This is a genomic window from Hymenobacter miniatus, assembly GCF_016427455.1.
Classification (GTDB): domain Bacteria; phylum Bacteroidota; class Bacteroidia; order Cytophagales; family Hymenobacteraceae; genus Hymenobacter; species Hymenobacter armeniacus.
This window is the reverse complement of sequence record NZ_JAELXR010000013.1, coordinates 55,125-68,270: the sequence shown is the minus strand read 5'-3', so window position 1 is coordinate 68,270 and position 13,146 is coordinate 55,125. Positions and strand designations below refer to the sequence as shown.

The 13,146-nt window shown below is 62.4% G+C and carries 10 protein-coding genes; 2 read left to right on the top strand and 8 right to left on the bottom strand.

Annotated features, from left to right (window positions below):
- Positions 1-172: 172 nt before the first annotated feature.
- From JAO73_RS18285 to JAO73_RS18275, 3 genes are all read right to left on the bottom strand, one after another.
- Positions 173-1,420 carry a BamA/TamA family outer membrane protein gene (locus tag JAO73_RS18285; protein ID WP_198978613.1) on the bottom strand — a complete coding sequence of 416 codons (1,248 nt, stop codon included), beginning with the start codon at positions 1,418-1,420 and terminating at the stop codon, positions 173-175.
- Between the two features lie 96 nt (positions 1,421-1,516).
- A complete protein-coding gene (locus JAO73_RS18280; protein WP_190922724.1) occupies positions 1,517-1,837 on the bottom strand; it encodes a (2Fe-2S) ferredoxin domain-containing protein in 321 nt (106 codons plus the stop codon).
- Positions 1,838-1,928: 91 nt separating this feature from the next.
- The gene (locus tag JAO73_RS18275; RefSeq protein ID WP_198978611.1) at positions 1,929-2,318 is read right to left on the bottom strand and encodes an ArsR/SmtB family transcription factor; all 390 of its coding nucleotides are present in this window, start codon (positions 2,316-2,318) and stop codon (positions 1,929-1,931) included.
- A gap of 101 nt (positions 2,319-2,419) precedes the next feature.
- On the opposite strand from JAO73_RS18275, the gene JAO73_RS18270 reads away from it, so the two are divergent.
- Positions 2,420-3,106: a carboxypeptidase-like regulatory domain-containing protein gene (locus tag JAO73_RS18270; RefSeq protein ID WP_190922722.1), complete on the top strand. Its 687-nt coding sequence runs from the start codon at positions 2,420-2,422 to the stop codon at positions 3,104-3,106.
- A gap of 96 nt (positions 3,107-3,202) precedes the next feature.
- The gene (locus JAO73_RS18265; RefSeq protein ID WP_198978610.1) at positions 3,203-4,582 is read left to right on the top strand and encodes an NAD(P)/FAD-dependent oxidoreductase; all 1,380 of its coding nucleotides are present in this window, start codon (positions 3,203-3,205) and stop codon (positions 4,580-4,582) included.
- Between the two features lie 120 nt (positions 4,583-4,702).
- Here JAO73_RS18265 and JAO73_RS18260 read toward each other — a convergent pair whose 3' ends face one another.
- The 5 genes from JAO73_RS18260 to JAO73_RS18240 all read right to left on the bottom strand — a co-directional run bounded on the left by JAO73_RS18260 (position 4,703) and on the right by JAO73_RS18240 (position 13,043).
- Positions 4,703-5,983, bottom strand: coding sequence for a M16 family metallopeptidase (locus tag JAO73_RS18260; protein ID WP_198978609.1), 1,281 nt, complete (start codon positions 5,981-5,983; stop codon positions 4,703-4,705).
- Positions 5,984-6,137: 154 nt separating this feature from the next.
- Positions 6,138-7,361: a type IX secretion system outer membrane channel protein PorV gene (gene porV / locus JAO73_RS18255; RefSeq protein WP_198978608.1), complete on the bottom strand. Its 1,224-nt coding sequence runs from the start codon at positions 7,359-7,361 to the stop codon at positions 6,138-6,140.
- 49 nt (positions 7,362-7,410) lie between these two features.
- On the bottom strand, positions 7,411-11,391 hold the full coding sequence (gene porU, locus JAO73_RS18250; protein ID WP_198978607.1) for a type IX secretion system sortase PorU: 3,981 nt from the start codon (positions 11,389-11,391) through the stop codon (positions 7,411-7,413).
- Between the two features lie 208 nt (positions 11,392-11,599).
- Positions 11,600-12,328 carry a CDP-alcohol phosphatidyltransferase family protein gene (locus JAO73_RS18245; protein ID WP_198978603.1) on the bottom strand — a complete coding sequence of 243 codons (729 nt, stop codon included), beginning with the start codon at positions 12,326-12,328 and terminating at the stop codon, positions 11,600-11,602.
- A gap of 61 nt (positions 12,329-12,389) precedes the next feature.
- A complete protein-coding gene (locus tag JAO73_RS18240; RefSeq protein WP_198978600.1) occupies positions 12,390-13,043 on the bottom strand; it encodes an MBL fold metallo-hydrolase in 654 nt (217 codons plus the stop codon).
- Positions 13,044-13,146: the final 103 nt, after the last annotated feature.

Sequence of the window (13,146 nt, the reverse complement as noted above, 5' to 3'; positions counted from 1 at the left end):
CCCAAAAAATACCCAGCTTTTCGCAATCATTCCCCACGAAGCCGTAGGCTGGGCGGCAGGCAGCGGCGAAGCCCGCCAGCCCCGTTTGCGCCGGCTTGCCATAAAACACAACAGCTCCCCTGGCGCCAGGGGAGCTGTTGTGTTTAGCAAAACAAGGCCGTGCGGCCGCGTTTTAGAAGGCTTCGCCGATGGCGAAGAGGATGCCCGGCTTGCTGCCGGTGCCGCCTGCGTAGTCGAGGCGCAGGTTCACCCGGTCGCGGCGGATGAAGTTGAAGCGAATGCCGGCGCCACCGGCCACTTTGGTGTCGTTGAGCGCAAACTTGTCGATGTAGTTGTTCACGTTGCCCACGCCGCCAAACACGGCCCCATCGAACCGGCTCAGCACGCTGCCGCCGTTGGGGAACAGTTTGTGCCGGATTTCGGCCTGGAACATAATCATCTGCCGGTCGCGGAAGCGCTGCTCGTAGATGCCGCGCATCAGGTTGGCGTTGTTGTAGAGCGTGCCGCCAAGGTTGGCGCCCAGGCCGGCCAGCTCGCGGAAAGGCACATCGCCGGTATGAAACTGCCCGAGGAACTGCGCCGCCAGAATGGTCCGGTTGGAACCAAGGGGCTGAAAGTGCCGCGCATCGAGTTGGTAGCGCACAAACCGGTAGTCGGACCCCAGCCCGGTGCCGTTGAAAGTGGCGCCGAAGTCGAGCAAATCGCCTTTGAAAGCGGCCAGGGGCACGTCGCGCGTGTCGTAGGAAATCACCGGGCCGAGGCCCGAAATGCGCGTAGCCTGGCGTTCGCGCTCGGTCACGCGCGGGTCGGTGTAAAACGAGCTGGGGCGGTTGTTGTCGGTGTTCGTGCCCGGCGACTCTACCTTGCCGATGTTGGTGAAGCGGTACTGCGCGCCGAAAAACAGCTTGGGCGCAATCTGCTTCTGCACGCGCTGGTTGATGATGAACAGTTTATAGGCCGTTTCCGACTCATCGATGCTGGCCGAAGCGGGGCCCTTGCCGTAGTAGTAAAGCAGGATGTCATAGGCGCTGATTTCGCCGTTCAGGTAGAATTTCTCGCCCGGCGTGTACACCGAGTGCACCAGCTGGATGAGCGACTGGCCTTCGGTGGTGGTCCAGTACTGCAGGCGGGCGTTGGAGGGGCGCGTGAGGGTGTCCTCCGAAAAACGGCCGCTGAGCAACGCGCCCAGCCCGTAGCCCAGGCCCGTTTCGGCCTGATAAAACAGCACCGGGATGGGCAGCAGCGTGAGGCGTTTGTTTTTGCCCAGTTGCCCAAACGAGTTGGGTCCTTTTACCTGGCTGGCCAGCGGAGCCAGGCCGTTGCCGGGCGTGGTATAAACGGAATCGAGGGGAGCGGCCGGTTGAGCGGCGGCGGTGAAGGCCAGCCCGGTTAGAAGCAGGGCTGCGAGAGAAAAGCGCATGGGAGCGGCGGATAAGAACAAATGATTTGCCCTATCAACGGATTACATCGCGCTACGGTTGGACCTTTCCCCGCGGCCGCCATGTCCGCCGTCAAATTATTCGTCCCAGCGCAAGCGCTTTAGCACCTTGCCACGGCCGAGGTGCTCGGCCACGAGCTCGGCGGCGTCGGCGGGCCGCACGTTGCCGTATACCGTGCCTTCGGGGTACACGATGAGGGCCGCGCCGGGCCCTTTTTTGCAGCCTTTGCACAGGTCGAGGCAGTCGCAGGTTTGCACCTGAGTGCGCACTTTGTGGCCGTCAATTACCTGTTTTTTGAGGCCTTGGTGCTTGAGCTCCTTTTTCAGGGCTTTGGCTACGTCCTCCCCCACCCCAGATTTTTGGTTGGTGCACACAAACAGGCGGCGGTTTTCGCTCATGGGGAAAGGAAGCGGAGAAGAGTAACAGAACGTCATACTTCGGCTGCGCTCAGCATGACGTTCTTACCTAGAATGTACGCACAGTTTAAGCCTACGCCGGGCCGTGCCAGTGCCGGTTCTGAAGCTTATACGCGGCCAGTTCGCGGTTCGACCACAGGGTTTGGTATATCTGCTGGTCGCGCACCAGACGGGGGTCTTTTTCCATGAAGCCGAGCAACTCCTGGAGCAGTTCCACTGCCTCTTCCTTGAGGAAGTAGTACATCCAGTTGTCGAGGCGGCGTACATTCACCAAACCTGCATTCTTCAAGTACGATAATTGCCGGCTGGTTTTGGTTTGGGTAAAGTCCAGGACCTGCTCCAAATCAGCCACCACCATTTCCTGGTTGCGCCACAGCAGGTGCAGGATGCGCACGCGGCTTTCGTCGCCCAACGATTTAAAAAGTTGCTGCCCAAAAGCAACCGTGAAATGTTTCAAGCGCATCTGCTGTCTGTGTGAAGGGGCGGGCGCCCTTGGTTCTTCCGCCCAAAGGTACCATGGGCCCCGCCCCGGGTACCGTATATTTGTCTACTTGACTGCTGAACATGCCTGACTTCTTGCGCTTTCGCCGCTTCTCTTTGTTTTTCGCCCTCGTGCTGGTGGGCGGGCTGCTGCTGGCGGCACCCTCGGCCCATGCCCAAGGCAAGCGCAAAATCATTCAGTTTACCGGCATCGTGGCCACCGGCGACAGCCTCCTCGGTGTGCCCGGCGCCACCATTTACGTGCCCAAAGCCGGCCGCGGCACCTCCTCCAACGCCTACGGCTATTTCTCGCTGGCCGTGCTGGCCGGCGACAGCATCATCATCCGTTCACTGGGCTACGCCAACTACACCGTGGTGATTCCGCGCGACTACCAGCGCCAGAGCTACTCCGTGGTGGTGCAGCTCACCGAAGACGCCACCGTGCTGCCCGAGGTGCGCGTGTTTCCCTACACCACCGAGCGCGACTTCAAAAAGGCATTTCTGGCCTTGCGCCTGCCCACCGAGAAAGGCAGCGCCGCCGCCGACAACCTCAATCAGGAGCTCATGGACCGCATTTTCCGGACCCAGCCCATGGGCGCGGTGGCCAACTTCCGCCAAACCATGCAGAACCAGCAGTACAACCAAGACGTGCGCGCCGGCTTCGGGCCCAGCACCTACGCCAACAACCCGCTGCTCAACCCCTTCAGCTGGCTGAAGCTGGTGCAGCAGGTGAAAAACGGCGAGTTCAAGAAGAAATACAACGACGACTAATACCTCGTCGGTAGCGCGCCCGCGGGCGCGTTCGGGCAACTTCCGGCCAACATTTGGGGTAAAGCACAGGTTTCTACTTCGCTTTATTTCAAGTTTATGGATACGAATCTTCCCGTTTCGGGCAATCCGCGCGTGGTCATCATCGGCTGCGGCTTTGGCGGCCTGCGCCTGGCCAAGGCCCTGCGCAAGGCGCCGGTGCAAGTGGTGGTGATTGACCGCAATAATTACCACAACTTCCAGCCGCTGCTGTACCAGGTGGCCACCGGCGCACTGGAGGCCGACAGCATTGCCTACCCCATTCGCAAGATTTTTGCGGGCCAGAAGAATTTCTTCTACCGCATGGCCGACGTGCACCGCGTGGAACCCACCACCAACACGGTGGTGACCAGCGTGGGCGACATCCGCTACGACTACCTGGTGCTGGCCACGGGCTCGCTCACCAACTTCTTCGGCCTGGAAAGCATCGAGCGCAACGCCATGCAAATCAAGAGCATCCCAAATGCCTTGAACCTGCGCAGCTTCATCTTCCAGAATTTCGAGAAAGCCCTGCTCACCGAAAACCCCGAAGAAAAGCAGGCCCTGCTCAACATCGTGGTGGTGGGCGGCGGGCCCACAGGCGTCGAAATCAGCGGCTCCCTGGCCGAGATGCGCAAGCACGTGCTGCCCAAGGATTACCCGGAGCTGGACCTGCGCGCCATGCAGATTTTTCTGGTCGAGGCCGGCCCGGCCTTGCTGGGGCCCATGTCGCCGGCTTCGCAGGCCGATGCCAAGCGCTATCTGGACGAGTTGGGCGTAAAAATCATGCTAAATACGTCCATCAAGAACTTCGAGAACTGCCGGGCGTATTATTCTGATACCGAATACATCCCGACCGAAAACCTGGTATGGGCTGCTGGCGTGAACGGCGCCGAAGTGCCCGGCCTGCCCGCCGAGGTGGTGGCCCGCAACAAGCGCATCAGCGTGAACCGCTGGAACCAGGTGCCGGGCCTGGCCAATGTCTTCGCCATCGGCGACGTGGCCAACATGGTGACCGACGACATGCCCCGCGGCCTGCCCATGCTGGCGCCCGTGGCCCAGCAGCAAGCCGACCACCTGGCCGACAACCTCCAGCGCCTGCTACGCGGCGAAACGCCCAAAGATTTCGTGTACAACAACAAGGGCGCCATGGCCATTGTGAGCCGCAACAAGGCCGTGGTCGACCTGCCCAAAAACATCCACTTCAACGGCTTTTTCGGTTGGTTTACGTGGCTGTTTGTGCACCTGATGACGCTGGTAGGCTTCCGCAACAAGGTGGTGGCCTTTGTGGACTGGGCCTTCAGCTACTTCAGCTCCGACCAAGCGCTGCGCCTCATCATTCGCCCCTTCAGCCGGCGCGATGTGAAGGACGACAAAGGCAAGAAGAGCGCCGAGCACCGCACCGCCACGGCCGAGTACAACCCCACGCCGCCCGCCATCCAGACGCCGGTGGCGGGGTGAGATAAATCCGTGTCATCCTGAGCGAAGCGAAGGACCCTTTCACGAGTGAACGGCTTGCAGAGAATCAGACCGACAAAAACGTGATAAGGTCCTTCGCTGCGCTCAGGATGACACGGATTTTTACTCCCCAGCCGGACCGGCCACCACCACTTGCATAGCCTCCGGCGACAGGTACTCTTGCGCCAGCCGGCGCAGAGTTTCGGCATCAGTGGCCTCGGTTTGGTGCACGAACTCGGTGTAATAGTTGGCCGGCAAATCGAGAAACACCAGGGTTTTGTATTTGTCGCACTGTTCAAACACCGTCGACAGTTCGTTGGCAAACTTGCCCAGCAGGTAGTTTTTCACCGTTTCCAATTCCTCCGCAGGAATCAGCTCTTCCTGCAGGCGCCGCAGCTCCATCTCGATTTCGCTCACGGCAAAGTCGGCGCTTTCGCCCTTCACATCGGTGCCAATGACCAGCGACGTGCCCGACTCTCGTGGGGCCACGCTGGCGTAGATGCCGTACGTCAGCCCCTTGTCTTCCCGAATGTTGCGCATCAGGCGCGAGCCGAAATAGCCGCCCAGCACGTTGGCCAGCAGCTTTAGGCGGTGGGTATCGGGGTGGGTGGGGCTGGGCCACAGGCGCCCCATGCGAATGGACGCCTGCAGGCTGCCCGGTACGGGCACGCGGCTGGGAGTTGCGGGGGCAAACGCCTCGGCCGCAGCCACGGCCGGCGCCAGCACCTGCCCCACTGGCCCGGCGCCGAAGGCATCGGCCACCAGCCCGCGCTCGGCCGCCACATCGCCGCACAAAAACAGCTCGGCATTGGCCAGCGAGTAGGCCGTTTGGTGGAAAGCACGGGCCTCCTCGGCCGTGAGCGCCTGGAAGGCGTCGGCGTCGAAAGCGCGGCCGTAGGCAGTATCGGCGCCAAAAAGCAATTCGTTGAATCGTTCCGAAGCCAGGAAGCTGGTTTTCTGGCGCTCGACGCGCACGTTCTGAATGGTGCGGGTTTTGAGCTGGTCCAGTTCGCTGGCCGGGAAAGCGGGGTTCTGCAACACGTCGAGCACCAGCGGCAGCAAGGCCGGCAGGTGGCGGGTGAGGCAGTAGAGCGTGAGCGTGGAGCGGTCGAAGCCGGCGTCGCACTCCAGCGAGGCGCCGTAGAAGGCCACTTCGTCGGCAATCTGGCGGGCGGTGCGGGTGGTGGTGCCTTCCAGCAGCATGCGCGCGGTGAGGGTGGCCAGGCCGGGGCGCGGCTCCACGGTTTTGCCGGCCCGGAACACGGCCTGCAGGCGCACCACGGGCTGGGCGTCGTTGGCCAGCACGTGCAGGCGGGCGCCGCTGGGCAGAGAAAGCACGTCGGCCGCGGGCAGCGTTACGCGGGCCAGCGGCTGAACGGGAGGGGCGACGGTACGGTCGAGCATTATTCGAAGAGCATAAGAAGGTGGGGAATACCAGAACGTCATGCTGAGCGAAGCCGAAGCATCTCTACCGCGCAAGTAATTAGCTTGTTGCGCGGTAGAGATGCTTCGGCTTCGTTCAGCATGACGTTCTGGTCATGGCTGCAGTGGCCGCAACCTAGTTGCCGGGCGTGCCGCTGGTGCCGCCGGCGCCGTTTTCGTCAAACGCGTCGGACAGTTTGTTCAGGTTGAAGTGCAACGACACCCGAATGGTTTGGGCCAAGGGGTTGTTTTGCGAATTGCTGCCGGTCGGAATCAGGTACGTGCCATCGATACCGAACACTTGGTAGCGCACGCCCAGGCCCAGGCTGGCGTATTGGCGGTCGCCTTTGTCGGGCGCTTCGTAGAAATAGCCGCCGCGGGCGTACAACAGGTCGTTGTAGTTGTATTCGAGGCCGCTGGCGATGTTGATTTCGCGCAACTCTTCCTTGAAGCCGCCCGGTGCGTCGCTGAACGAGGAAAACATAGCGCCCACAATGCCTTGTCTGTTGCGTTCGTCGTTGCGGTCCTTGATGCGCTGCAGCTGCGCCGCGTTGGCCGGGGTAATCAGGTCTTCGTAGTACGGCGAGGGCACCAGCAGCTTGCTGGCGTCCACGGTGATGGTGATTTTATTGTACTGGTCGATTTCGCGGGTGATGGCCGTGCCGAGCTTCAGCGTGGTGGGCAGGAAGCTGGGGTTGGTGGGGTCGTTATAGGTCATCTTGTTGCCGATGTTCGAAATCGCACCGCCAAAAGCCAGATTATATAGCCCCGTGCCAATGGTCACGTCCTTGGAATAGTACGCGCCCAGGTCCACGGCCGCCGAGTTGCCGGGGTCGGAACTGTTGTTGTTCACGGCCCCAATCAGGTTGGAGTGGATGTAGCGGGCCGAAATGCCCACGCCGAAATTATCGGTCAGCTGCAGGCCGTACGACACCGACACCGCGTACTCTTTAGGGTTGAAAGAGCCGTTGGGCAGGTTGTTGCCGGTGCGGTAGTCGATGGTGCCGAGGTCAAAATACATCAGCGAAGCACCGAAGGCCGAACGCTGCCCCACCTTGCCGTAGCCCGACAGGTACGACAGGCTCATGTCGTCGGTGATGTTGCGCAGCCAGGGCGAGTACGACGCCGACACGGCGTACTTATAGGGCACGAACCCCAGCTTGCCGGGATTGAAGTAGGTAGCGTTGGCATCGGGCGAGGTGGCCACGCCGGCTTCGCCCATGCCCGAAGCGCGCGCATCGGGGCTGAGGGTGAGAATGGGCACGGCCGTGGTGATGGTGTGTTGGGCCTGCACCGAGCCGGCCGAGGCCAGCAAACCGACTGCCAGCGCCAGGCGCGAACGGAAAGCGAATGATTGCATAGAGGTGGGTGAGAAGGCCATTAGCGGCCCGGGAGCAAAGAAAAGCGGATTAATTGAGGATGACGAGTTTTTCGTATTTCGACGCCACCGTGCCCTTGCGCTGCGAGCGCACGCTCAGGCGGTACACGTATACGCCGCGGGCCAGTTGGTCGTCGTATTCGTCGCGGCCGTTCCAGACGATGCCGTTGTCGTGGGGCTTGTTGTGCGGGTCGGTGCTGGAAACGGTGGCCGTGAGCGTGCGCACCAAGCGGCCCGCCACCGTGAAGATTTGTACCTGCACGTCGAGCTCGTCGGGCTCGCCGCCGGCCAGGTTGTGGTCGAAGAGGAACGTAGTGCGAGTGGCAAACGGATTGGGGTAGTTCAGCACGTGGTCGAGGGCCAGCTTTTCGTCGGTGGCCACCACAAACTCAATGTCCTTCTCGGCCGAGTTGTTGTACGTGTCCCAGGCCTTGAGCGTGAGCGAGTGCGGCCCATTAGCCAGGTCTTTAAACAGGTTGGTAACGCGGCCCTCGCGGAAGTTGCCCACGCTCGATACAAAGCTCTCGTTGAGCACCAGCAGCTTGCTGGCGTCGTGGTCGATGATGGCCGTGATGTCGTGCCCAATGCCCGCGCCCGTGGTGTTGATGCCGCTCGAATCCTTGAGCTGGGCCAGCAGCGTGGTGTTGGGCGCCGTCAGGCCCCCAAACACGAACCGCTCGTTGTCCATAAACAGCGTAATGTCCGGCGGAATGGTATCCTTCGGAGCGTTCAAGGTGGCGCCGCCCACCTGCTTCAGCTGGTAGCCGTTCGCGTCGACGCGGTTGGTGGGGTCGGAGGCGTACAGGCTGACTTTGCCCAGCCCCAGGTTGTAGTTGATGTCTTTGGGCACCACAAACATGAGGCTGAACTCGCCGTTCACCACGTTGGCCTGCCCGGCATACACCACGCTTTCCTGCACTTGTACGTCGCGCGGGGCATCGGCGGGGTTGGCCCCCATCTCATCGCCCAGGGTTTTCACCGTGGTTGGCTTGTCGAAGATGGTAACCTGCGCCCGGCCGGTGAAGCCCGTGTTCGGAGCGCCGCCGTTGAGCACGCGGCCGTGCACCCGCACCCGGGCCAGGGCCTGCAGCACCGGCGCGGGCTGCCAGCGGCCCGCCACCCGCTCGTTCACGCTGTCGAGCACCACCGTCTGCCGGGGGTAGGCCAGGGTCATGCTGGGGTCGGCCAACAGCGTGTAGTTGCGGTTGTTGAGGTCGGCAACCAGGCCGGGACCGTGAAAATCGTTCTTGCTCAGCATCACCACGGTGCCAATGGCGGGCATTTTGCCGTTGAGGGGCTGCAGCACTCGCCGGAAGTAGGCATCGTTCAGGCCGGCGTTCTGGCCGGCGTCCACCACGCGGGTGGTCGTGAACAGGCCAATGGCGCCCCCCCTGTCGTTATCGGTGAGGGCCTGCTCGCCGGCCGAGGTGAAATCCGGGTTGTCGAAGGCACTAAAGTCGCAGGTGCCCGTGGTGAAAAAGGTCAGGTTATTGGCATTGCGCAGGTCCATCACCGAGCCGTTGGTCAGAATCTGCTCGTCGGCCCAGCCTTTGGGGCCGCCGTGGCCCAGGTAGTTCACAATGAGCGAACCCTGTTCCATCGACTGGTCGATGGCGAGGTTGGCCGCCGACGAGCGTTGGCCGGCCGCCACGGCCTGCTGCGGGTACAGGTCGAGGTACACCTTGTGCACGTTGTAGACCGGGGCCGTGGTCTGCACAATGTTGGCAATGTTGTCGGAGCCCTGCGTGTTGTTGATGAACAGATTGCCTTCGCCGTCGTCCGACACCAGCGTGATGCGGTTGCGCCACTTGCCGTACGCAGGCACCGCATCGTAGCTGATGATTTTATCCACCGTCTTCTCGGCCTGGCTGATGTCGCGCGACTTGCCCGACGGCATGCGTACCGGCAGGCGGCCCACACCAATGTCGAGCAGCTCGGCGCTGGCCGATTCGGCCCATTCGCCCTCGTTGTCATCGAGCAGGGCAAAATAATCGTCCGACGCGTAGCTGACCCCGCCGAAGTAGGGCGCCAGCGACTCGCGCGACTGGTAGGTGGGCACGTAGTTCTGGTTGAAGGCGTCGAAATCGGCGCTGGCGCGGAACGGCACGCGGTTTTTCCACCAGCCCGGCTCAAATTTGGGGTCGTTGTAGGGGTCCGATTTGTAGTCGTACGAGGCGTCGCCAAACAGCAGCAGCTGAATTTGCTTGCCCGCCGGCGACCGGTCGTAGAGCTGTTTCGCAAAGTCGCGAATGGCCGTCACGTCCTGTCCGCCCGAGCCGTACTCGTTATATACCTGCGTGGTGGTCACCACGGCCGTGCGCAGCTGGTCGTGGCTGGCGCGGTGGTTGGCCAGGCGGGTGGCCGGGCCCACAAAGGCCGGGTGCGTCACAATCACTAGGTCGACCAGAGCCGCCGGGTTGGCGTTGAGAGCGTGCAGGTTCTGGTTGCTGACGCGGCCAAAATTCCGCACCTTGTTGTCGAAAGCACCACTTTCGCGGAAAGCCACGAACTCGCGCAAGGTGTCGGAAGGGGCCACGAACCGATTGTTGGCGTCGAGGACTCGCAGCACGGGGCGCCGGGGGTTGGTCACGTCCCACACGGTGGCGCCCGCGCCGTTGTCCAGCACGTACTGGTTCAGGCGGCCCGCCCCGATGTTGCTGAGCGAGCGAAACTCCAGCAGGTTGTCGGCCGGCAGCTTAATCTGACGCAGGGCATTGACTTCGAGATAGTCGAGGTAGCCGTTGGCGCTGGGGTCGGCGCTTGAGAAGGTCAGCTCCACATCCAGCGACGTGCCGGGGTTGGCCAGGTACAGCTGCCGGGTAGCGGTAGCCTCGGTGGCCACCGGCCAGAACGCCTGTGCCACCAGCGGCGCCAGGGGCTGGTTGCCCAGGCTGCTGCCGTTGAGCGTGAGCTGGAAGTTGCTGGCGGCCGAGCCGCTGGCCAGCAATGACGACGTGACCTGCACCGGCGAATTGGGCAACAAGTCCGGAATGGGAACGGTGCTGAACGTGAACTTCTGCACGCTGCCCGTGCGGAAGCCCTCGCCCACCCAGTTGCGTCCTGAGTGCAGCAGGTTCACCAGGTCGTGCTCGTAGAAGGCCCGGTACATAAACGACGTGACGACGGTGGGCGTGGTGCCGGCCGTAGGGGCCGGAGCGGTGGGCACGCGCAAGCCGGGCCGGTTGTCGACCGTCACGAAGTAGTAGGCCGTATCGGTGTAGATGTTGTTGCGGTGGCGAAACACACTTCCGTCGGCGGCCCAAGTGTGCGGGCCGGGCGAATAGAACAGGAAGTACTCGTTGGCATCAAGCGTCGCGTCGTTGTTGCCCACGAAGCGGATGTTGTTTTCCGCCAGGTCGTCGGGGCGCGGCACGGCACTGGCCTGCGGCAGAATGCCCATGGCATTGCCGTAGAGGTGCAGGTTGTTAGGATTGATGTTGCCCGAGACACCCAAATCAGCCAGGGCGGCTTTGTCGAGCTTGTACACGCCGCTTTCGGCCACGCCCAGCTTGTACCAGTCGCCGCTACGCAGCACCGATTGGGGGGCGTATACGTGGGCAGGCGAGGCTGTGCCGCGGGCGGCCACGGCGCTGCCCGGCGAGTAGCGGTAGTCGAAGGATACCAGTCGCTCGGGCTGGCCGGTCTGGGGGTTGCGGCGGGCGGGGCGCAGGCTGAGGAAGGTCACCGTGCGCTTCATTTCGGTGCCGGAGCGCAGCTGCGGGTCGGGCCCGGTGGGCAGCTTGCTGGCGTCGAAGAGCTTGGCGTCGGCGTCGGCAAAGGGCTCATACACCAGGTTTATCAATTCCCCCTGGCTCACGGCGCCCCCGCTCAGGCGCATGCTGTACCAGCCCACCTGCTCATTCGGCACAGGTTGGGCTTCGCTGAAGGTGGGCACCTTGCGTTTGCGGGCGCCAGTGCCGGGCACCTCCGCGTAGCCGCCCCACCTAATGTTGCCATGGGCGGTGAGTTGACCGCCCGATTGAGCGCGCGCCGGCATGGCCGCCTCCCACATACACCCAACAAACGCAACGAAGAGGAAAAAAGGACGCATACACGCTATGTTTTTTAACACCTGCTTTGCCGTAGGTGGCTCACCGTCTGGTGGCCTCGCAACAGCACGGCCGGGCCTCAGGTTCACCCGGCAATGCCATCATAACAATCAATTACTCTAATTATTGCAGTAGACTGGTCGGCAATGTTCCGATTTGTGGAGGGCCGTACTAGCGCGCGGCCGTTTTGGGCACCGAAAGCAACACGTACAGCAACACCACCAGCGGCACGGCCGCCGCCCGCAGCGCTAGCAATAATCCTGCCGCCAGCAGTAAAAACAGAAACCGGCGCCGGTTGTCGGCCCAACGCAGGTTCTTAAACTTGAGGGCAAACAGCGGCAGCTCGGCCACCAGCAACCCCGAGAGCAGCACCGCGAGCCCCAGCAGCACCAGCGGGTTCAGCACCACCTCGCGCAGCCCAAACTGGTCGTAGGCCAGAATGAGGGGCAGCGAAGCCACCACCAGCGTGCACGCTGGCGTGGGCAGGCCAATAAAGGAAGTCGTCTGGCGCGTGTCGTTGTTGAACTTAGCCAGACGCAGAGCCGAGAAAATGCTAACCAGAAAGCCCACGTAGGGCATGTAAGCCCAAAATCCGACGGATGAGGCCCCGTCTGTAACGCCGTTATCGGCTAGCTGAGCAGCTTGCCCCAGCAGCGTAAACAAAATAGCCCCCGGCACCACCCCAAACGACACCATGTCGGCCAGCGAGTCCAGGTCTTTGCCAATGGCCGACGACACGCGCAGGGCCCGGGCCACCAGCCCATCGGCAAAATCGGCGGCGGCGGCAGCGGCCACAAACCAAGCGCCCGTTTCCAGCCGTCCGGCAAAAATGTTGGTGAGCGCCAGGCAGCCGCAGAGTAGGTTGAGGCAGGTGATGGCGTTGGGCAGATGTCTTTTCAAAATCAGTGAAGAATGAGAGATGAGGAATGCAGGATAGCAACGGACAGGACTTGTTCCTTCCTCATCCTTCATTGCTCAATAAAAACGGATTAGCGCGGCGCTCTTCGCCGATGGTGGTGGCCGGGCCGTGGCCGGGGTACACCACCGTGTCGTCGGGCAGGGTCATCAGCTCGGTGGCGATGCTGTGCAGCAGTTCGGCATGGTTGCCGCCGGGCAAATCGGTGCGTCCGATGCTGCGCTGAAACAGGACGTCGCCCCCGATGACCGTGGCCGTGGGCTGGTGGTAGAACACCACGTGGCCCGGCGCGTGGCCCGGCGCAAAGCGCACTTCCAGCTCGGTCTCGCCGAAACGCACCGGCTGGCCCGCCACCAGCTCGCCGGTGGGCTCGGCCGGCTGGTACTGCGGAAAGCCGTAGTTGGCGGCATAAGTAGGCACGGCCCGCAGCGTAGGCACGTCGAGGCGGTGCAGCAGGAAGGGCGTGCCCGGCCAGGTGTTGAGCACAAACTGGTTGCCGAGCACGTGGTCGATGTGGGCGTGGGTGTTCAGCAACAGGGCCACGTGCAGGTTGTTAGCGTCGAGGTAGTCGCGCAGGGCCTGCTGCTCGGCGGGGGCGTAGCAGCCGGGGTCCACGATGGCCACCTGGCGCGTGGCCTCGTCGATGAGCAGGTAGGTATTTTCGGCGAATGCGTTGAACGTGAAACCGGCGACCGTCATACAAAACAGGGTATCTGAGCAAGGCGAAAGGTACGGCGCTTCGCTTTATGCCGCTTTGCTTGCGGCGGAAGGAGGGTGAGAAACGAAGAATTGCGGCCGTCGG

Excerpts from the sequence above, each read along its gene's own strand:
- JAO73_RS18260 (WP_198978609.1), bottom strand. The coding sequence starts at position 5,983 with ATGCTCGACCGTACCGTCGCCCCTCCCGTTCAGCCGCTGGCCCGCGTA.
- JAO73_RS18265 (WP_198978610.1), top strand. The coding sequence starts at position 3,203 with ATGGATACGAATCTTCCCGTTTCGGGCAATCCGCGCGTGGTCATCATC.
- JAO73_RS18280 (WP_190922724.1), bottom strand. The coding sequence starts at position 1,837 with ATGAGCGAAAACCGCCGCCTGTTTGTGTGCACCAACCAAAAATCTGGG.
- JAO73_RS18270 (WP_190922722.1), top strand. The coding sequence starts at position 2,420 with ATGCCTGACTTCTTGCGCTTTCGCCGCTTCTCTTTGTTTTTCGCCCTC.
- JAO73_RS18285 (WP_198978613.1), bottom strand. The coding sequence starts at position 1,420 with ATGCGCTTTTCTCTCGCAGCCCTGCTTCTAACCGGGCTGGCCTTCACC.
- porU (WP_198978607.1), bottom strand. The coding sequence starts at position 11,391 with ATGTGGGAGGCGGCCATGCCGGCGCGCGCTCAATCGGGCGGTCAACTC.
- JAO73_RS18275 (WP_198978611.1), bottom strand. The coding sequence starts at position 2,318 with ATGCGCTTGAAACATTTCACGGTTGCTTTTGGGCAGCAACTTTTTAAA.
- porV (WP_198978608.1), bottom strand. The coding sequence starts at position 7,361 with ATGCAATCATTCGCTTTCCGTTCGCGCCTGGCGCTGGCAGTCGGTTTG.
- JAO73_RS18240 (WP_198978600.1), bottom strand. The coding sequence starts at position 13,043 with ATGACGGTCGCCGGTTTCACGTTCAACGCATTCGCCGAAAATACCTAC.